Source organism: Ferruginivarius sediminum (assembly GCF_003344765.1).
In the GTDB taxonomy this organism is placed as follows: domain Bacteria; phylum Pseudomonadota; class Alphaproteobacteria; order Kiloniellales; family Rhodovibrionaceae; genus Ferruginivarius; species Ferruginivarius sediminum.
In genome coordinates this window covers 1-18672 of record NZ_QPMH01000021.1, presented here as the reverse complement: position 1 = coordinate 18672, position 18672 = coordinate 1, and the positions used below count along the sequence as shown (strand labels likewise).

21 protein-coding genes are annotated in these 18672 nt (G+C 66.0%); 17 read left to right on the top strand and 4 right to left on the bottom strand.

Features of this window, described 5'->3' with window-relative positions:
• Positions 1 to 72: 72 nt before the first annotated feature.
• Complete coding sequence (locus tag DRB17_RS16615; protein ID WP_114583354.1) at positions 73 to 1005, bottom strand: histone deacetylase family protein; 933 nt, start codon at positions 1003 to 1005, stop codon at positions 73 to 75.
• A 147-nt stretch (positions 1006 to 1152) separates the two neighbouring features.
• Between DRB17_RS16615 and DRB17_RS16610 the strand changes: the two genes are divergently transcribed.
• Both DRB17_RS16610 and DRB17_RS16605 read left to right on the top strand, forming a co-directional pair.
• Positions 1153 to 2385, top strand: a complete 1233-nt coding sequence (locus tag DRB17_RS16610) for an efflux RND transporter periplasmic adaptor subunit (protein ID WP_161958867.1) — start codon at positions 1153 to 1155, stop codon at positions 2383 to 2385.
• Positions 2382 to 5630, top strand: a complete 3249-nt coding sequence (locus DRB17_RS16605) for an efflux RND transporter permease subunit (protein WP_114583353.1) — start codon at positions 2382 to 2384, stop codon at positions 5628 to 5630. The genes DRB17_RS16610 and DRB17_RS16605 overlap by 4 nt, the downstream gene beginning before the upstream one ends.
• Before the next feature lie 3 nt (positions 5631 to 5633).
• Here DRB17_RS16605 and DRB17_RS16600 read toward each other — a convergent pair whose 3' ends face one another.
• A complete protein-coding gene (locus DRB17_RS16600; RefSeq protein WP_114583352.1) occupies positions 5634 to 5864 on the bottom strand; it encodes a sulfurtransferase TusA family protein in 231 nt (76 codons plus the stop codon).
• A gap of 119 nt (positions 5865 to 5983) precedes the next feature.
• On the opposite strand from DRB17_RS16600, the gene DRB17_RS16595 reads away from it, so the two are divergent.
• Positions 5984 to 6310 carry an ArsR/SmtB family transcription factor gene (locus DRB17_RS16595; protein WP_114583351.1) on the top strand — a complete coding sequence of 109 codons (327 nt, stop codon included), beginning with the start codon at positions 5984 to 5986 and terminating at the stop codon, positions 6308 to 6310.
• Between the two features lie 48 nt (positions 6311 to 6358).
• Entirely contained in the window at positions 6359 to 6823 is a 465-nt protein-coding gene (locus DRB17_RS16590) for a DUF302 domain-containing protein (RefSeq protein WP_114583350.1), read from the top strand.
• Between the two features lie 33 nt (positions 6824 to 6856).
• Here DRB17_RS16590 and DRB17_RS16585 read toward each other — a convergent pair whose 3' ends face one another.
• Entirely contained in the window at positions 6857 to 7264 is a 408-nt protein-coding gene (locus tag DRB17_RS16585; RefSeq protein ID WP_206607924.1) for a DUF423 domain-containing protein, read from the bottom strand.
• 301 nt (positions 7265 to 7565) lie between these two features.
• Here DRB17_RS16585 and DRB17_RS16580 point away from each other — a divergent pair, with 301 nt between their 5' ends.
• From DRB17_RS16580 to queG, 6 genes are all read left to right on the top strand, one after another.
• On the top strand, positions 7566 to 8000 hold the full coding sequence (locus DRB17_RS16580) for a helix-turn-helix domain-containing protein (protein WP_114583348.1): 435 nt from the start codon (positions 7566 to 7568) through the stop codon (positions 7998 to 8000).
• Positions 8001 to 8159: 159 nt separating this feature from the next.
• Positions 8160 to 8750 (top strand): hypothetical protein, encoded by a 591-nt coding sequence (locus tag DRB17_RS16575; protein WP_114583347.1) that lies wholly within the window; start codon positions 8160 to 8162, stop codon positions 8748 to 8750.
• Between the two features lie 73 nt (positions 8751 to 8823).
• Positions 8824 to 9873, top strand: a complete 1050-nt coding sequence (queA, locus tag DRB17_RS16570; protein ID WP_114583346.1) for a tRNA preQ1(34) S-adenosylmethionine ribosyltransferase-isomerase QueA — start codon at positions 8824 to 8826, stop codon at positions 9871 to 9873.
• Positions 9870 to 11036, top strand: a complete 1167-nt coding sequence (gene tgt / locus DRB17_RS16565) for a tRNA guanosine(34) transglycosylase Tgt (protein ID WP_114583345.1) — start codon at positions 9870 to 9872, stop codon at positions 11034 to 11036. The genes queA and tgt overlap by 4 nt, the downstream gene beginning before the upstream one ends.
• A 2-nt stretch (positions 11037 to 11038) precedes the next feature.
• On the top strand, positions 11039 to 11506 hold the full coding sequence (queF, locus tag DRB17_RS16560; RefSeq protein ID WP_114583344.1) for a preQ(1) synthase: 468 nt from the start codon (positions 11039 to 11041) through the stop codon (positions 11504 to 11506).
• A gap of 54 nt (positions 11507 to 11560) precedes the next feature.
• Positions 11561 to 12697, top strand: coding sequence for a tRNA epoxyqueuosine(34) reductase QueG (gene queG, locus DRB17_RS16555; RefSeq protein WP_114583343.1), 1137 nt, complete (start codon positions 11561 to 11563; stop codon positions 12695 to 12697).
• Between the two features lie 21 nt (positions 12698 to 12718).
• On the opposite strand, the gene DRB17_RS16550 is transcribed toward queG, so the two are convergent.
• Entirely contained in the window at positions 12719 to 13237 is a 519-nt protein-coding gene (locus DRB17_RS16550) for a hypothetical protein (protein ID WP_114583342.1), read from the bottom strand.
• Between the two features lie 218 nt (positions 13238 to 13455).
• On the opposite strand from DRB17_RS16550, the gene DRB17_RS16545 reads away from it, so the two are divergent.
• From DRB17_RS16545 to DRB17_RS16515, 7 genes are all read left to right on the top strand, one after another.
• Positions 13456 to 13662, top strand: coding sequence for a dodecin family protein (locus DRB17_RS16545; protein WP_114583396.1), 207 nt, complete (start codon positions 13456 to 13458; stop codon positions 13660 to 13662).
• Positions 13663 to 14325: 663 nt separating this feature from the next.
• Entirely contained in the window at positions 14326 to 15639 is a 1314-nt protein-coding gene (locus tag DRB17_RS16540; protein ID WP_161958866.1) for a pentapeptide repeat-containing protein, read from the top strand.
• A 319-nt stretch (positions 15640 to 15958) separates the two neighbouring features.
• The gene (locus DRB17_RS16535) at positions 15959 to 16432 is read left to right on the top strand and encodes a cell wall hydrolase (RefSeq protein ID WP_161958865.1); all 474 of its coding nucleotides are present in this window, start codon (positions 15959 to 15961) and stop codon (positions 16430 to 16432) included.
• A 141-nt stretch (positions 16433 to 16573) separates the two neighbouring features.
• Entirely contained in the window at positions 16574 to 16939 is a 366-nt protein-coding gene (locus DRB17_RS16530) for a truncated hemoglobin (protein WP_114583339.1), read from the top strand.
• Positions 16940 to 16955: 16 nt separating this feature from the next.
• The gene (locus tag DRB17_RS16525; protein ID WP_114583338.1) at positions 16956 to 17999 is read left to right on the top strand and encodes an adenylate/guanylate cyclase domain-containing protein; all 1044 of its coding nucleotides are present in this window, start codon (positions 16956 to 16958) and stop codon (positions 17997 to 17999) included.
• 136 nt (positions 18000 to 18135) lie between these two features.
• Positions 18136 to 18354, top strand: coding sequence for a DUF1127 domain-containing protein (locus tag DRB17_RS16520; RefSeq protein WP_206607923.1), 219 nt, complete (start codon positions 18136 to 18138; stop codon positions 18352 to 18354).
• A 41-nt stretch (positions 18355 to 18395) separates the two neighbouring features.
• Positions 18396 to 18672 (top strand): PLP-dependent transferase (locus DRB17_RS16515; RefSeq protein WP_193725745.1); only part of this gene is annotated, 277 nt, incomplete at its 3' end.

Below are 18672 nucleotides of genomic sequence, written 5' to 3'. Positions count from 1 at the left end.
GACCGGCCGCGATTGCTGGGCGAATCGGCGGCACTGTAGGAGCCCTGGTACGCCGCAGCAAGACAGGGATGCTCAGGCCCCACGCAGCAGGGCCCGTACGTGGGCGGCGGCGCTGGATGCCATCGACTCCAGCTCGTACCCGCCTTCCAGCACCGAGACCACGCGCCCGCCGTTGGCGCTGCGCGCGACCTTGAGGATCTCCGAGGTCGCCCAGTCGTAGTCGTCCTCGTGAAAACGCAGCGAGGCCAGCGGATCCTTCTCGTGCGCGTCGAACCCGGCCGAGATCAGGATCAGATCCGGCTGAAACTTGGCAAGCTGCGGCAGCACCACGTCGCTGAACACCTGCCGGAAATCCAGCGACCCGGCCATCGGCGCCAGCGGCACGTTGACGATGTTGTTCGCGACACCGCGCTCATCCGGCCGCCCCGTGCCGGGATAAAGCGGCATCTGGTGGGTGGAGGCAAACCAGAGGTCGGGATCGCTCCAGAAGATATCCTGAGTCCCGTTGCCGTGGTGGACGTCGAAATCCACCACCGCCATGCGGTGCAGGCGATGCCTGTCGCGGGCGTGCAGCGCGCCGATGGCGACGTTGTTGAAAAGGCAGAAGCCCATCGCCCTGTCCCGTTCCGCATGATGGCCCGGCGGGCGCACGGCACAGAAGGCGTTGTCGCACTCGCCCGCAACAACGGCATCGACGGCGGCGCAGACGCCGCCCACCGCGCGCAGCACGGCCTCGCGCGAACCCGCGGAGACGGAGGTATCGGCATCGATCTGCGCCATGCCCTCGGCGGGAATGGCGGAAAAGATCCGGTCGATGTAGGCGCGCGGGTGGGCCAGCTCCAGCCGGTCCTCGCCGGCCAGCGGCGCCTCCCGCCTGACCAGCGCGGCGAATTCGGCACCTTCCAGCGCCGTCAGCACCGCCTTCAGGCGCGCCGGGTGCTCGGGATGCATGCGGCCGGGATCGTGGCCGAAACAGTCGATATGCGTGTAGAGTCGTGTGGTCATCCTGCCGTCCTTTGCGGTCGGGACCGCGCCCCGGTGCAAGCCTCTATCTCAGCGGCGTCAAGGGTAGCGGGCATAGCCCGGCGGCGGCTGTCAACGCTTAGATTGATAATTGCAGTAATTTTTGCATCTTGTTTCGATCGCGCTAGTATGACGCGCATTGACCGCGTCTTGCAGCGCAGCCATTTACCGTTCGCGCCGCCCTTGGAGGTTCCCCTGTTCGACGCCACGCCACGCCCGCCCGTTCCGGTTGTCTATATTATCGCCGCCGCACTGATGGCGGCGGCCGGCGCGCTGTTGCCGCCGCCAGCCGCCGCGCAGGGCAATGGCGCCGCTCGCGTGCTGGTCGACGAGGTGCGGGAGGTTCCCCTGGCCCAGACAGCGCCGGTGATCGGCCGGCTCGTGGCCACGCAAAGCGGCGTCGTCGCCGCGCGCGTCGGCGCCCCTGTCGAAGCCTTCCTGGTGGAGGTCGGCGACCGCGTCGAGCGGGACCAGACGCTGGCCCTGCTGGACGACGAGGTGCTTGCGGCCCGCCGCGCCCAGGCAGCCGCCGCCCTGGCCGAGGCGCGCGCGCGTCTGGCAACCCGGCGGGAGCAGCTTGGCCTCGCACGGCAGGAATTCCAACGGCTGGAACGCCTGAAATCCTCGGCCGCCTTCTCCCAGGCGCGCTATGAGGACCAACGCCAGGAAGTCGCCATCGCCGCCGCCGAGGTGGCCTCCGCCGAGGCATCCATCGACTCGGCCCAGGCGGACCTGCAACTCGCCGACATCAACCTGAAGCACGCCGAGGTGCGTGCACCCTATGCCGGGGCCGTCACCCAGCGCATGGTGGAGGCCGGCGCCTATGTCGGCATCGGCGAGCCGCTGGTGCGCATGCTGGCGGACCGCTCCCTGGAGGTCGAGGCGCAGGTGCCGTTCAACCGGCTGGCCGTGCTCAAGGCTGGCGATGTGGTCGACATCGAGCTTGAGGATGGCAGCCGGCATAGGGCACGCATACGCGCCGTGCTGCCGCAGGAAAACCCGCAGACCCGTACGCGTACGGTACGCGCGGTGCCGCGCTTCGACGCCCCGCATCGCCCGCTGGCCAGTGGACAGAGCGTGACCGTGCACGTGCCCCTGGGCGATGCCCGAAACGTGCTGAGCGTGCACAAGGACGCGATAATCCGCAGCGAGGACAAGGCCACCGTCTTTGTGTACATCGACGGCAAGGCCGAAATCCGGCCGGTGCAGCTTGGCGCCGAGGTCGGCAGCCGCTTCGAGGTGCTGGAAGGGCTGGAGCCGGGCGCGCAGGCCGTCGTGCGCGGCAACGAGCGCCTGCGCCCCGGCGACGACCTTAAAATCGAGGATGCGGGCGGCGGAAAGGATGGGAGCGCGGCGGGATGAACCTGATCCGCCTTGCCATCGAGCGTCCGATCGCGGTGATCGCCGCCGTTCTGATGGTGATCATGTTCGGGCTGGTCGCGCTCCAGACCATCCCGATCCAGCTTGCCCCGGACGTGCGCCAGCCAGTGATCACCGTGCGCACGATCTGGCCCGGCGCCGCGCCGGCGGAGGTCGAGCGCGAGATCCTGACCCGCCAGGAAGAGGCCATCAAGGGCGTCCAGGGCCTGGAGCAGATGACCGGCACCGCCGAGACGGGTCGCGCCGACCTGGAGCTGGAGTTCCAGATCGGCGCCGATATGAGCCAGGCGCTGCTTTTGGTTGCCAACCGCCTGGACCGCGTCAGCGGCTATCCCGACGAGGTGGACGAGCCGACGCTGGACACGAGCGGCGCCAACGACAGCCCCATCGCCTGGTTCGTCTTCACCCCGCTCGAGGGCAACGAGCGGCCGCTGCACGAATACGGCGACTTCATCGAGGACACCGTGCAGGAACGCCTGGAACGCGTTCAGGGCGTGGCGCGCGTCAATGTCTTCGGCGGCAGCGAGCGGCAGCTCGAGGTCATCATGAAGCCGGAGTTGCTGGCACGCTACGGCATGACGGTGAGCGACATCGTGGGCACGCTGCGCGAGGCCAATGTCGCCGTCTCGGCCGGCGACGTGGACGAGGGCAAGCGCCGATACGTGGTCCGCACGGAAGGGGAACTGAACACCGTCGAGGCCATTGAGACCGTCGTCCTGCGCACGGAAGCCGAACCTGTAACCGGGCGGCTGAGCCGCGTTACGGTAGGCGACGTCGCCGACGTGGTCTTCGGCTACAAGGAGCCGACGGCGCGGATCCGCTTCAACGGGCAGCCGGCCATCGCCATGAACGCGATCCGCGACACCGGCGCCAATGTCATCGAGACGATGAAGGGCATCGAGGCGGCGCTGGAGGAACTCAACAGCAGTTTCATCCCCCGCGCCGGACTGAAGCTGCAGCAGGTATATAACGAGACCGTCTACATCAACTCGGCCATCGATCTCGTCAACCAGAACATCTACGTCGGCGGTTCGTTCGCGGCCATCCTGCTTCTACTGTTCCTGCGCTCGGTCCGGGCGACGCTGATCGTATCCGTGGCGATCCCGGTATCCGTGATCGGTGCGTTCGTCGCGATGGCCGCGCTGGGCCGCTCCATCAACGTGATCTCCCTGGCCGGGCTCGCCTTCGCCATCGGCATGGTGGTTGACGCCGCCATCGTGGTCCTGGAGAACATCTATCGCCTTCGCGAGGAGGGGTATTCCGCACGCCACGCCGCCTATGAGGGGGCGCGGCAGGTGTGGGGCGCCATCCTGGTCTCGGTGCTCACGACAGTGATGGTGTTCATCCCGATCCTGACGATGGAGATGGAGGTCGGGCAGCTTTTCCGCGACATCGCGGTGGCGATATCGGTGGCCGTGACGCTGTCGCTGATCGTTGCGGTGACGGTGATTCCGGCGCTCTCCCGCCGGCTTCTGGGCTTCGGCTCGCAAGCTGAGGCCGAGAAGTCGGTGACGCGGCTGCCGATTCCCGGCGTGGATCATCTGGCGCGCGGCTTCGTCGCCATCGTGATGGGCCTGCAGCGGAGACTGGTGAAGAGCAAGGCCATGTCGGCGGCGGTGGTCGCCGTCGTCACGGTTATCGCGGCGACCGCGGCCTGGGCCTTCCTGCCGAAGCTGGAATACCTGCCGGAAGGCAACCGCAACCTGGTGCTGGGCGTGATCATCCCGCCGCCGGGCTACAATCTGGAAACCACCTTCGACATCGCCAGCCAGATCGAGGCGGACGTCAAGGACCTCTGGGCCACCGTCTCCGGCCCCGAGCCCGAGGAGGGCGGCCCGCCGAAGATCCAGCGGTTCTTCTTCGTGGCGACGCGCGCCCAGACGTTCGTCGGCGCCGCCGCCGTGCAGGAGCAGCGCGTGAGCGAGTTGATCCCCGTGCTGCGCGGGCCGGTGTTCAAGGAGCCGGGCACCTTCGGCTTCATCAGCCAGCCGTCGATATTCGGCCGTGGCGTGGGCGGCGGACGGAAGATCGAGCTGGATATCCTCGGCCCCGAACTGGGTGACGTTCTGGACGTCGCCAAGCGTGCCGCCCGCCTGATCGGCCAGGCCCTGCCCTTCGACGAAGGCAACCAGTTCCGGCCCAATCCGGGCCTGGAGCTTGGCTCGCCCGAACTGCGGGTGTTCCCCGACCGCACCCGCCTGTCGGACGCCGGGCTGAGCGCGCGGGAACTCTCCGACAGCGTCGACGCCTTCAACGACGGCCTGCGCGTGGACGAGGTGACCGTCGGCACGCAGCGCATGGACCTGATGCTGAAGGGGCCGACCGACAACGTGCGGATGACGCAGGGCATCGGAAACCTCCCCGTGGTGACGCGCATGGGCGAGATCCTGCCCGTCGATTCGCTGGCCAGCGTGCAGCACACCGCCGGCCCCACCGAAATCCGCCACCGCGAGCGTCAGCGCACGGTGACCCTGGAAATCCGCCCCGCCCCGCAGCTTCCGCTGGAAGCCGCCGTGGAGCGGTTGCAGTCCCAGGTTATCGCACCGATAGAACAGGAGGGGTTGCCGCCGGGCGTGCGCTTCGGCATCGCGGGCACGGCCGACAAGCTGACCCAGACGTGGGAGGCAATGGTCTGGGACCTCGCGCTCGCCATGGCCATCGTCTACCTGGTAATGGCGGTGTTGTTCGAAAGCTTCATCTACCCCTTCATCATGATGCTGGCGGTGCCGCTGGCCGCCGCGGGCGGCATCGGCGGGCTGGCGATACTGAATGCCTTCGTCTATCAGCCGCTCGACATGCTGACGCTGCTGGGCTTCGTCATCCTGATCGGCATCGTGGTGAACAACGCCATCCTGCTGGTTCACCAGACGCTCTATCTGATTCGCGAGGTCGGGGAAGACCCTGCGCGCGCCATCATCGACGCGACGCGCAACCGTATTCGTCCGATCTTCATGTCCACGCTGACGTCGGTGTTCGGCATGCTGCCGCTGGTGCTGTTCCCCGGCGCGGGATCGGAGCTTTATCGCGGCCTAGGCTCCGTCGTGGTGGGCGGGCTGTCCCTCTCGGCGCTACTGACGCTGCTCATCGTGCCGCCGATGATGACGCTGCTGGTGGAGCCGCTGGAGAGCCGGGCCCGGCGCCGGGACGAATTCGCCGTCGCGGCGCGTCACCGGGAGGAAGGTGGGCGCGGGGACGCCACCCTGCCGGAGCCGGCGGCCGGGGAATAGCCGTCAGCCGGCCTTGCGGATGGTGAAGCTGTAGACGCCGCCCTCCTCGGTGCTGTCGACCAGTTCGTGGCCCGTCGTTTCGCAGAACGCGCGGAAATCCTGAACCGCGCTTGGATCCGTGGCGTCCACTCGCAGAAGGCCGCCGGCCTCGACCGACTTCATGGCCTTGCGCGCGCGCAGGACCGGCAACGGGCATTTCATGCCCTTGGCATCGAGAAAATGGGATTGGCTCATCGCACCGCGTGAATATGATACTGTTTGACTGTGTTCGGACGTGATTTTACCAACGTGCGTCAAAGCGCGAAAGCGGCGCGGGACGCAAGCTATCATCGTGAAAGGCCTTGAGCGATACGATGAAATACGACGGCATGGAAGAGGCGGCCCGCCAAGCCAGTTTGCTTCTCAAGGCCATGAGCAACGAGCGGCGGCTGGTGATCCTGTGCCACCTCTCGCGCGGCGAGCGCTCGGTCACCGAATTGTGCGACCTTGTCGGCGTCAGCCAGTCGGCGCTGTCGCAGCATCTTGCGAAGCTGCGGCACGACGATCTGGTGGAAACGCGGCGCGAGGCGCAGACAATTTACTACTCCTTGAAAGGACGCGGTGTTCCGAAGATCCTCGATGCACTGTACCATCTGTACTGCGCGGACACTGATACGCCGCAAACGACGCGCGCCCAATAAGGCCCGGCGACGTTCAACTTCCCCCAGATGAACTCAAGGAGATTCAACATGCGGCATCTGCTTGCCGGCGTCCTCTCGCTGGTCATCGCCGTGGCCGTCGCGGTCCCGGCTGCCCAGGCGGGACCCGACGGCCTGATCATGAAGCGCAGCAAGTACTCGGTCACGGAAACCATCGATCGCCTGAAAGGCGCACTCGAGGCAAAGGGACTGACGATCTTCGCACGGGTCGACCATGCGAAGAATGCGGCCGGCGCGGGCCTGGAACTCGGGCCGACGCAGGTGCTGATCTTCGGCAACCCGAAGCTCGGCACGCCCCTGATGCAATCCAATCGCACGATCGCGATCGACTTGCCGCAAAAGGCGCTGGCGTTCGAGGATGCCGAGGGCCAAGTCTGGCTGGCCTATAACGTCCCGGAATACTTGGCGAAGCGCCACGACGTCGAAAACAGGGACGAGGTTGTCGCCAAAATCGCGGGCGCGCTGGACGCTTTCACGGACAAGGCCACCCAGTAAACCGCGCAAACGAGTAAACCGCCACGAACCGGCTCACGCCGATGGGCGGCGCAGCGCCATCCACAGCAGCGCCGCCCATCCGGCCAGGAAGCATGCCCCTCCGACCGGGACGACGGGAATCACCGCCCGCCAACCCGTCAGCCCGGCGACATAGAGGCCACCGCAGAATAGCAGCGTGCCGGCGGTGAAAGCGGCTCCGGCAACAGTAACAATCCGGCCCTTGTATCGATCCGCCAGCATAGCGCATACAAGCAGCGCAAGCGCGTGAACCAGTTGATAGCGCGCCGCCGTTTCAACCCACTCGAGCCTGTCGTCGGGCAAGACACCCTCAAGTCCATGCGCCGCAAAGGCACCTATTGCCACGCCAAGTAATCCATTAATTGCGCCAATAGCTAACCAGCTACGCATTTTTGCATAACGTCCCAAGAACGAGCTTTCCATGAGACCGCACGGTGTAGCCGCGTTGCATGTTACTTACCCAAACGGCCCATTTCCCCCATAGGTTGGTGTTATATACACTGGAATTTGCTTTGGACGTTGGTGAATTCTTCGATCCGGGTCGAGCTATTCGCTGTTCGAATGTGAGAAATTTCCATTTCTGCATTTACAACCCCTACCCAGATACACTAAATAAGCGAGGCATCATCGTGTTTGGTGATGTGGCCCATCGGCGTTGATGATGGGTGAACGACAAAAATAGGCGGGCCGGATAGCGGTGACAACAGAACAGAGTGATAGCGTCATGAAACCAAATCCTGTTGATGTGCATGTGGGCCAACGTTTAAGGCAGCGCAGGGTCCTCGTCGGGCTTAGCCAGGAAAAGCTCGCGCGGATGGTGGGAATCACCTTTCAGCAGGTCCAGAAGTACGAGCGCGGGGCGAACCGGATCGTAGCCAGCCGCTTGTACCAGCTTGCGAAGGTCCTGGACGTTCCCGTCAGCTACTTCTTCGACGAGATCTCGGCGATGGCCGCCAACGATTCCGGGGTGACGCACGAGACGCCGGAATCGGCCGACGGCTACGGTCATGACGTCATGGCCGAGCGCGAGACCCTGGAGTTGGTCCGGGCCTATTACGGCATCCACGACGACCGGGTGCGCCGACGCGCGTTCGAGCTGCTTCGCACGCTGGCGAACCAGCCGATGCTCGAGGAAGACCAGGCGCGCAAGCAGATCTGACGGGCGCGGGCGGCACTGCGTCCAACGTCGAACCGCGCGTGTTCAGCCGGCGTGGCTCCCGCGTTATGATGCGCGACGGGAGGCACGTCGGCATTGAACACCGATCGGCATGCGGCATCTAACCTTGATCCTGTCCCGTTGCTTGGCGATCGCGACGGAATGGCGAATTGCCTGGAACATGTACGCCGCGATGACGCGGCTTCCATCCAGTTACTCGACAGCCCCGTACGGGCCAAGCTGCGGACAGCCGTTGAAGCGTCGAGGTTTCGCCGTGCCCGCGCCGTTGTCGGGACGGGCGACAAGGCCGTCACCCAGGACTTCGAGATTTGCGACCGCGTCGACGGGGCCGGCCTTATCGGCCGGTACGTCGCGGCGAGCGAAGCCCTGGTCAACTCGGGCCTTGAACGACTTACCCCCACGCCCTGCCCGCCGGTCGAGTTCAACGATCTGGTGGCTCAGCGATACCCGCCCGTCGCCTGCGGCATATCGCCGCACCGCGACCACATCCGCTACGTCAATCTTGTCGCCATCCTGGTGATCGCCGGCGCCGGCCGGTTCTTTGTCTGCGACGACCGCGCCGGAACGAACGCGCGAGAGATCCCGGCTCCCGAAGGGAGCCTTCTACTAATGCGCGCGCCCGGCTTCGACGGCAGCCGCCACCGCCCCTTCCACATGCTGGGCAAGGTCACGCGCGAGCGGCTGATCCTCGGCCTGCGGCAGGATGCGCGAAAGCAGCCGGAAACACCCTGACGGCGCTTTGAGCGATGTGGCAATCGGTGCTATCCCTCTGCGCCCGTCAGCCGCACCAAGTGCCTGGAACTTCATGCGAACCGACGACTTCGATTTCGACCTGCCGCGCGAATTCGTGGCCCAGCATCCAGTACGCCCGCGCGACGCCGCGCGTCTGCTGGACGTTGGCGCGACGCTCAGCGACCGGCATGTGCACGACCTGCCGGATCTGCTGCGCCCGGGCGACGTCGCGGTATTCAACGATACCCGCGTCATTCCCGCCCGGCTGTTCGGCCACCGCGACACCGTCAAGGTCGAGGCCACGCTGCACAAGCCCGCCGATGGCAACGGCGACGGCGCCCGCTGGCGTGCCTTCGCCCGCCCCGGCAAGCGGCTGCGGCCCGGCGACACCATCGCCTTCGACGGAGGCCTGAACGCGGCGGTGGAGGAGAAGCTTGAAGGCGGGGAGGTCGTCCTGCGCTTCGACAGAAGTGGCGAAGAGCTTCTCGACGCGCTGGAAACCGCCGGCGCGATGCCGCTGCCGCCCTACATCCGACGGGAGTCCGGTCCCGACCCGCGCGACCGGGAGGACTACCAGACCGTCTTCGCGCAGGCGCCTGGCGCTGTCGCGGCGCCGACGGCGGGCCTGCACTTCACCGAGCGCCTGCTGGACGCGCTGGACCGGCGCGGCGTGAAGCGGGTGACGGTCACGCTGCATGTCGGGGCCGGAACCTTCCTGCCGGTGAAGGCGGACGATCCGCGCGACCACCCGATGCATGCCGAGGCCGGCGAGATCGGCGACGAGGCCGCCCGGACGATCAACGAAGCCAGGGCGGCGGGCGGCCGCGTGGTCGCCATCGGCACCACGGCTTTGCGCCTCTTGGAGACCGCAGCCGGGGAGGACGGCCGGTTGCCGGCGTTCGCCGGGGAAAGCGAGATCTTCATCCTGCCGGGCTATCGCTTCAAGGTCGTCGACCTGCTGTTCACCAACTTCCATCTGCCGCGCTCGACCCTGTTCATGCTGGTCTGCGCCTTCGCTGGCACGGAACGCATGAAGCAGGCCTACGAGCATGCGAAGGCGGCCGGCTACCGCTTCTACTCCTACGGCGACGCCTGCCTGCTGCACCCGGCGGAGACGGCATGACGGAAACCGGTTCGAGCGTGGAATTCGGCTATCGCCTGCTGGCCCGCGACGGCGCGGCGCGGCGCGGGCGCGTGACGACCGCGCACGGAGCGATCGAGACGCCGGCCTTCATGCCGGTCGGCACGGCGGCGACCGTGAAGGCGATGCGTCCTGCCGACGTGCGGGCGACGGGCGCAGAGATCGTGTTGTCCAACACCTACCACCTGATGTTGCGCCCCGGCGCGGAAACCATCGCCCGGCTGGGGGGCCTGCACGCGTTCATGGCGTGGTCCGGCCCGATCCTGACCGACAGCGGCGGCTATCAGGTCATGTCGCTGGCGCAGCTTCGCAAACTCGACGAGGACGGCGTCACCTTCAAGTCGCACATCGACGGCAGCCTCCACAAGCTGACGCCGGAGCGCGCGGTGGAAATCCAGGACCTGCTGGATGCCGACATCACCATGCAGCTCGACGAGTGTCCGCAGGCGGGGCTGGCGAAGGACAAGGTCGCGGAATCGATGCTGATGTCGCTGCGCTGGGCGGAGCGGTGCCGCAAAGCATTCCGGGAGCGGCCGGGCTATGCACTGTTCGGCATCGTGCAGGGCGGCGTCTTCGACGACCTGCGGCGGGAGTCGGCACGGGCGCTGGCGGATATGGATCTGCCTGGCTATGCGGTCGGCGGACTGGCCGTCGGCGAGGGACAGGACGAGATGTTCCGCGTACTCGACGTCACCACGCCGGAGATGCCGGATAACAAGCCCCGCTACCTGATGGGCGTGGGCCGGCCAAGCGACATTATCGGTGCCGTGATGCGGGGTATCGACATGTTCGACTGCGTGCTGCCCACGCGTTCCGGGCGCACCGCGCAGGCGTTCACGGCGGGCGGGACGGTCAACCTGCGCAATTCCCGCCACCGGGAGGACCCGCGTCCGTTGGACCCGGCCTGCGGCTGCCCGACCTGCGCGACCTTCACGCGCGCCTACCTGCACCACCTGTTCCGGGCGGAGGAGATGCTGGGGCCGATGCTGCTGACACAGCACAACCTGTGCCACTATCAGAACCTCATGGCCGGCCTGCGCACGGCCATCGAGGAAGGGCGGTTGGCGGCCTATGCCGCCGAGGTCGAAGCGCGGGAGCGGGCGGGCGACCTGGAACCCCTCGGCGCCATCGCGGGAGGGCGATAACGATGGGCGAGACGAACGAGGACCGGCACCTGACGCAGCTTGGCGGCGAATCCCGCCTGCCGGCATCGCCCGAGGATGCGGTGCTGGAGACGGTCGCCAATCCACATCCGGGCGAAACCTATCTGGTGCGCTTCACCTGCCCCGAGTTCACGTCCCTGTGCCCGGTGACGGGCCAGCCGGACTTCGCGCATCTCGTCATCGACTATGTCCCGGACAAGCTGCTGGTCGAGAGCAAGTCGCTGAAGCTGTTCATGCACAGCTTCCGCAATCACGGCGCGTTCCATGAGGACTGCACCGTCGCCATCGCGAAACGCCTGTGTGCCGCGATGACGCCCGTGTGGCTGCGCATCGGCGGCTACTGGTATCCGCGCGGCGGCATCCCCATCGACGTGTTCTATCAGACCGGCACGCCGCCCGAGGGGCTGTGGCTGCCGGACCAGGGCGTGGCGCCCTATCGCGGCCGAGGCTAGGCGTTTCGAAATGCCCACCTTTTCGGCCTCCCAGCGCCTTACCACCTATCGACCATGAACGCGCCGGACCCGAAGACAGCGATCCGCGACAAGGCCCTGGAGGCCGGCTTCGATGCCGTCGGCTTCACACGGGCGGAGCTTGGCGAGACGGCGCGCGAGGGCCTGGCCGACTATCTTGCGCAAGGCTATCACGGCGACATGGGCTGGATGGCGGAGACCGCCGAGCGGCGCGGCGACCCGCGCACGCTGTGGCCCGAGGCGCGCTCGGTGGTCGTGCTGGCGCAGAACTACGGCCCGGCGCACGACCCATTGACGCTGCTTGAGCATCCCACGCGCGGCGGGATCTCTGTCTACGCCCGCAACCGCGATTACCACGACATCGTCAAGAAACGGCTGAAGCAGCTTGCCCGCTGGATGCACGGCGAGCTTGGCTGCCAGGTCAAGGTCTTCGTCGACACGGCCCCCGTCATGGAGAAGCCGCTGGCCCAGCGTGCCGGCATCGGCTGGCAGGGCAAGCACACGAACCTGGTTTCCCGCGAATGGGGCTCCTGGCTGTTCCTGGGTGAGGTCTTCACCGACCTGGATCTGGCGCCGGACACTGGCGAGCGGGACTTCTGCGGACGCTGCCGGCGCTGCCTGGACGCCTGCCCAACGGACGCGTTTCCTGCGCCCTACACGCTGGACGCACGGCGCTGCATCTCCTACCTCACCATCGAGCACAAGGGGCACATCCCGCGCGAATTGCGCGCGAAGATGGGCAACCGCATCTACGGCTGCGACGACTGTCTCGCCGTCTGTCCCTGGAACAAGTTCGCGCGGCGAACGCGGGAGGAGCGGTTCTTCGACCGGGCCGAATTGACGGCGCCGTATCTCTCCGACCTCGTCCGCTTGGACGAAGCGGGATTCCGCCAGGTGTTCTCGGGCAGCCCGATCAAGCGGGCCGGCAGGGATCGTTTCGTGCGCAACGTCATGATCGCCATCGGCAATTCCGGCGAGGCGGGCCTGATACCCGATGTCCGCGACCGCCTGGGCGACGAATCTCCACTAGTGCGCGCGACGGCCGTCTGGGCGTTGGGCCGCCTGGCGAACGCGGAGACGGTGGAACGGGAGCGTGAGCGCTTTCTACCGGCCGAAACCGACGCGCAGGTGCGCGAGGAATGGAGCGCGGTGCCAGCGGCGCAGACAGCCTGAACCCGCAGCGGGTAAACGCGATCAGCCGCGCCCGCCGCCCTGGCCATCCGTGATGGCGGCGGTGCCGCCGTCGGACTCCTCGCTCTCTCCGTCTTCGGGCAGGCACTGGAAGGCGGCGCGGTTCGGCTGGAGCAAGGGGCACTGGTTCCAGAAGGCGTCGCCGCCAAGGAAGCGGGGTGTCGAGCCCGGCGGACATAGTTCGGCGGCGGCCTGCCGGACCTCTTCGGCGCTGTTGATCAGCCCGCCATAGCATAGTGTTACCACCACGCCGCGCTGCGGCGTCGCCCATGGATTCTCGCCGCCGCCCCTTGGCACGGATACGGACGCGTCTGTTGTTTCGGGGCGGTCCTGTTCGAACAGATTGAACCCCATCGATGGCGGCGCCCCCATGACGCCACCGCCAAAACTGGCACCCTCGTTCGCCCGCATCGGCACCCACGGGGCGGATGCGTCGAACGCCGGCTGCGAGCACGCGGCCAGGCCAAGCCCTATCAAGGTCGCCGTGATCGTCCAGACTGTTCGGCGCGGTCGTCGCATCATCGGCCCCTCCCCGGCCCATTGTGTAGCACGTTACCACCGCGGATGCGCGGCGCGAATCTCCGATTGCCCGGCCTGCCGCCTCACCGTGCCGCAGCCTCCCGAAACCAAGGGCGCGCCGCAAGCGTTGATCTGATAGCAGCCGGCGGGAACAAGGCATAAGCCCGGCCGCAATGAACCCGCCGGAATTCGGAGGAACGCTTAGCGAAGGGGAGTTGGCCATGGAAGCCGTAGCCCGCGTCACGACAATCACCGCAGCCTCCGAGAAAAGCTTTCAGGACGCCGTCGAAAAGGCCGTCGCCCGCGCCAGCAAGACCCTGCGCGGCGTAACCGGCGCCGAGATCGAAAGCCAGAAGGTCAAGGTCGAGGACGGCCGGATCACCGAATATCGCGCGACGGTGAACGTCACCTTCATCCTGGAAGGTTAGGCACAAAGCCTCTTTCCGAAGCAGTAGACGCACAGTGCCGCCGGGAGGGACTGCCTCTGGCGGCATTGACGGCAGGTTCGTGCGCGGCCTGGGCTCGCAAGTCGTTCGGCATCGCTCGAATTGAAGAACTCCAGACACCGCCAGTAAACCGATGCGGCGGAGTGGACTGGGTTTTCTCGATTGTACTCTAAATTGACATGTAAACTTTTGACATTTGTGGGATTGGCAGAACGGCAAAAAGGGTGATTAAATAGCGTTGGCTTCGCGTTGCCTTGGTTGCTTCACCTCACCCCACACCCGATGAAGTACGCCCTCGATAAAGGCGACGCGAAGCCGCTAGCCCCACATGGCGAGATGCGAATCCTCCGCACCGGTGAGGTGTGGCCACAGATTCGTCACGGCGCCGTTCGTCGTGTGCGACGGCAAGTGCCGTCGCGGCAGCCGTCGTCTCCCGAAACACGCGGAACCGCGGCCGTCGTAACGCCTCCTGGGAGCTCTCGTCTCCGTCCCTGCGCGCATCTGTTCCCGTCATAAAAATGTACCCTGCGCCCCGGTATTTGAACTTCTTAACGCGGGCTTAATCCAAATGGTTTAGCGGAATTGCGATCTGTCTGCTGAAACGTGTGTCGAGTTATGAGTAACCGCTCGGAGTCAAAAGGGCGATTGGCGTGGACGAAGGTTGAAACCGACAAGCTTCGGTTGATCCTGAAGAACCATGCGCAATTTCTCGCGCGAAAACCGGGCGGCAAGCGGGCAATGCTCGCCTTTCACGACCTCAGCGGACTGGACCTTCGCGGACTCGACCTTTCGGAAGCGGACATGACGGGCGCCCGCCTGCAGCGTACGCGCCTTGAGCGGACGCAACTGCGCGCCGTCAACCTTTTCGGGGCGGATCTGCGCATGGCGGCGCTCAATCACGCCGACCTCACGCGCGCGGACCTGCGCGGCACCTGCATGCGCGGCGCCGACCTGTCGGATGCAAGCCTGGTGGACGCCGATGTCCGCGAGGCCCAGCTTGCCCGTTACGATGATCGTGGAAACCCGCAGAACCTGGAATTCGAAACGCTGCCGGCGGAGCTTTCGGCCATCGTCGCCCAGCGCGCCGACCTGACGCGGGCACAGCTTTCGAAGGCGATCGCACTGAAGACCGACTTCTCCGGCGCGCGCTTGCAGCACACGAATTTCAGGCAGGCGGATCTCAGGAATTCGATCCTGGTTGGCGCGGCGATGGAAGGTGCCGACCTGCGCGAGGCCGACCTCTCCGGCTCGAAGATGGCCGGCGCCGTGTTGAGCGACGCGCAGATCACCGGGGCGCGGTTTCAGGACGCGGATATCCGCGGCGCCCTGCTCGACACCGGCATGCGCGACGCGCCCGAGTTCTTCGACGCTGTCCGCGCCCGCCTGCGCGAGGACTTGTCGGAGCAACTCGACAACATACTGCAGGAACACAAGCGCTGGGTGGACAGCGACGGCGGAAGCGGCGAACGCGCCAACCTCTGCGACGCCGATCTGAGCGATCTGGACCGCTCTGGCCTTCGGCTGGCCGCCGCGCTGATGGAGCGCTGCGTCCTGCGTGGTGCCCGGCTGGCTGGCTCGAACCTGGCGATGGCACAAGGCCTTTACGCGGACCTGCGCGAATCCGACCTCAGCAAATCCGACCTTCGCGGCGTGAACCTGCAGCAGGCGGCGCTCCACAACGCGGACCTCACGGAGGCCGATCTGGGACCGGTCGAGAATATCGGACGCCAGGGGCAAGTCTGGCGGACGAACCTGGAAAACGCGAAACTTGCCGGCGCCTCGCTGCGCGGTGCCCGCCTGCCGATGGCCCGTCTGGGCGGGGCGGATCTCCGCGGCTGCGACCTTAGGGGATGCGAGCTTCGCGACGCCGACCTCAGTGGGGCGGACCTACGCGACACCGTCCTCACGGACGCCAATCTCGACGGCGCCGCACTGGATAACGCCCGCCGCGAGGACTGATCCGCGCGATTTCAGGCTGTCCTTCCACGGCGTGAGCGCAGACTCGTCCAGCTAACCCTCTGTTCAACCAGACAGAATCAATCAAGACTCCAAAAACGTTTACATTACGTTAAATATGGGGGCATCGCTGCAGGTCGGGGTCGGGACCGGGGGCACCCTAGTTCCTGCATTTGTGCAGCGTTGCCGTGCGCGGGGTGTGCGCGGCACAGAGGGGAGGATTTGGCCAATGACGAGGAAAGGTATCCTCGCCGTTTGGCGAATTATTGCCTATCGGCCGCTCCGAACGACTGCCGGCCTTCTCGCATTTCTCGGGTGCGTGATGCTGTCGGCATCCCGGGACGCCGAAGCCGTCGTTCCGGTCAAAGAGCAGATCCGGTGCCTGGCGCTGACGATCTATTTCGAGGCGCGCGGCGAACCGGGCGACGGCAAGCTGGCCGTCGGACATGTCGTCATGAACCGTGTTGCCGACCCGCGTTTCCCCGACGACGTATGCGACGTGGTGCGTCAAGGCGGCGAAGAGGTCCTGCACCGCTGTCAGTTCTCGTGGTGGTGCGACGGCCTCAGCGACAAGCCGCAGCACCTGGCCGCATGGCGGGAGACGCAGGCGATCGCGCGGCGGGTTTTCTGGCAGTACTCCGACGACCCGACGAACGGCGCCATGTGGTACCACGCGGACTACGTCAGCCCCGAATGGCGGACCATGTTCGCCAAGGGTCCGCGCATCGGTCAGCACATCTTCTATCGCGACCGCGAACGCCACGACGACCGCCCGCAGATCGCCCAGTCGCGATAGGCGGCGGCACGGCATTGCATTGGCAAGGACAGCGACGGGCGCCCAAGGCTGGGGCCCGTCGCCGCGCCGACAATATTCACTTTTGTTCTCTGGGGAATATGCGATGATCGGTCCGTACAAATAAATCACGGGTACGCAACCATGGCGCAGACAATATTCGAGCGTTACGGTGGCTTCTCTTTTGTTCGAAAGATCGTCTCCGCGTTCTACGATAGAGTTATAGATTCACCCGATCTACAGGGGTATTTCGCGAACGTGGAGATGCCGCGGCTGATCGACCATCAGACGAAGTTCGTGGCCCAGATGATGCAGGGCCCCGCTTCGTTCACGGACGAACAGCTTCGCCGCGTGCATCAGCCGCTGGCCATCGGACCGGCCGAGTTCCAGGAGATCACCGAGCTTCTCTGCGAGACCCTGGAAGACTTCGACTTCGACCCGGCGGACATCGATTTCGTGCGCGCGCAGGTACTGCGCCGCGAGCCCTTCATCGTCTCGCGGCACGGCTGAGGTTCTGGCGGCCAGCATGTCTTCCCCCGGTCTTCTTCCGCAGGTGTTCCAGCAGCTCAACCACGCCGTCGCCGTGGCCGATGGCGAAAGCCTGGAAATCCTGGCCGAGAACGCCCGGTTCTTTCAGCTTTTCCCGCCGCCGGCCGAGGGCGGGGAGGACCGGCTCGATATTCGCATCGCCGACCTCAACGTCGAGCGGCTGCGGGACAGGCTGGGGCGCGGCCGCCCCTTCTCGGTGGACCGCGAGGTCAAGGCGGGCGCGCGCACGCTCAGCCTTGCCGTCGATTTCCGCGCCCAGACCATCGACGGCGGCGAGCGCATCGTGGTCGAGGCCCGCGACGTCAGCAAGCAGCGCGAGGCGGAATACATGCTGGATTCCTACTCCCGCCTTGCCGAGCGCCGCGCGCGGGAACTGGAGCGCGAGAAGGAGCGCGTCGAAAAGCTGCTGCTGAACCTGATGCCGCGCACCGTCTACAACGAGCTGCGCGACTTCGGCTCGGCCACGCCGCAGCGCTTCGAGGCCGCCTCGGTCCTGATGCTGGACTTCGTGGGCTTCACCGAGATGGCCGTCGCGCGGGATCCATCGTCCATCGTGGCCGAATTGAACGACATCTTCTCCGCCTTCGACCGCATCAGCGAGCTGTTCGGCTGCGAGCGGATCAAGACGATCGGCGATGCCTACATGGCCGTCTCGGGCGTGCCGGATCCGAACGTCGACCACGCCACCAACGTCGCGAAGTCCGCGCTGCGTTTCCGGCGCTACCTGGAAAAACGCAACGCCGCGCATCCCACGCAATGGCGCTGCCGCATCGGCATCCACACCGGGCCGCTCATCGGCTCGCTGATAGGCATCCAGAAGTATGTCTACGACGTCTTCGGCCCGGCCGTGAACCTCGCCTCTCGCCTTGAGCAGTTCGCCGAGCCGATGCAGATCTGCCTGACAGGCGACACGCAGGCGCTGCTGAACGAGCAGTTCCGAACCGAAGAGCTTGGCGAGTACGACATTCGCGGCTTCGGCTCACAGCAGGTCTTCGCCCTCGTCGGTGAGCGTTCGGTCTAAGCTTCATTCCATTTTTTCACGATACCGTGATTGGCGTGTGATCGCCGTCACTCCGGCCCCAGCGGTTTGCGGGTAATACCGCTTGCCGTCGCGCGGGCTATCCCGCGACGGGAAAAGGAAAGGAGGAGACGAGATCATGACACAGTTCGATATGGCCCGTTCGGCCACAATTCCCCAGGGCGCATCCCTGCCTGTCCGAATCGTCCAGGCGCTTGTCACGGCCATCAACGATTGGTGGGACGAGCGCCGCGCCATCTCCCAGCTTCGTGAGCTGGACGAGCGCATGCTGCACGACATGGGCATCAGCCGCTCGGAGATCGTCGCGGCGGTGCGTGGCGAGATCTACCGCCCCTGACTGGCCTTTTTAAACACCCTGAACGAACCCCGGAGAGAAACATGACGACTTCGACGACCCACGCGGAAACCTTGTGCCTGCACCACGGCCACCGCGCCGATCCGACCACCGGCGCGGTCGCGGTGCCGATCTATCAGACGACCTCGTTCGACCTCGGCACCACCGCACGCGCCGAGGACCTGTTCGCCCTGGCCGAGTTGGGCAACGTCTACACGCGGATCATGAACCCGACGTGCGACGTGCTGGAGCAGCGGGTGGCGGCACTGGAGGGCGGCGCGGCGGCGCTGGCGGTGGCCTCGGGCCAGGCGGCAACGACGA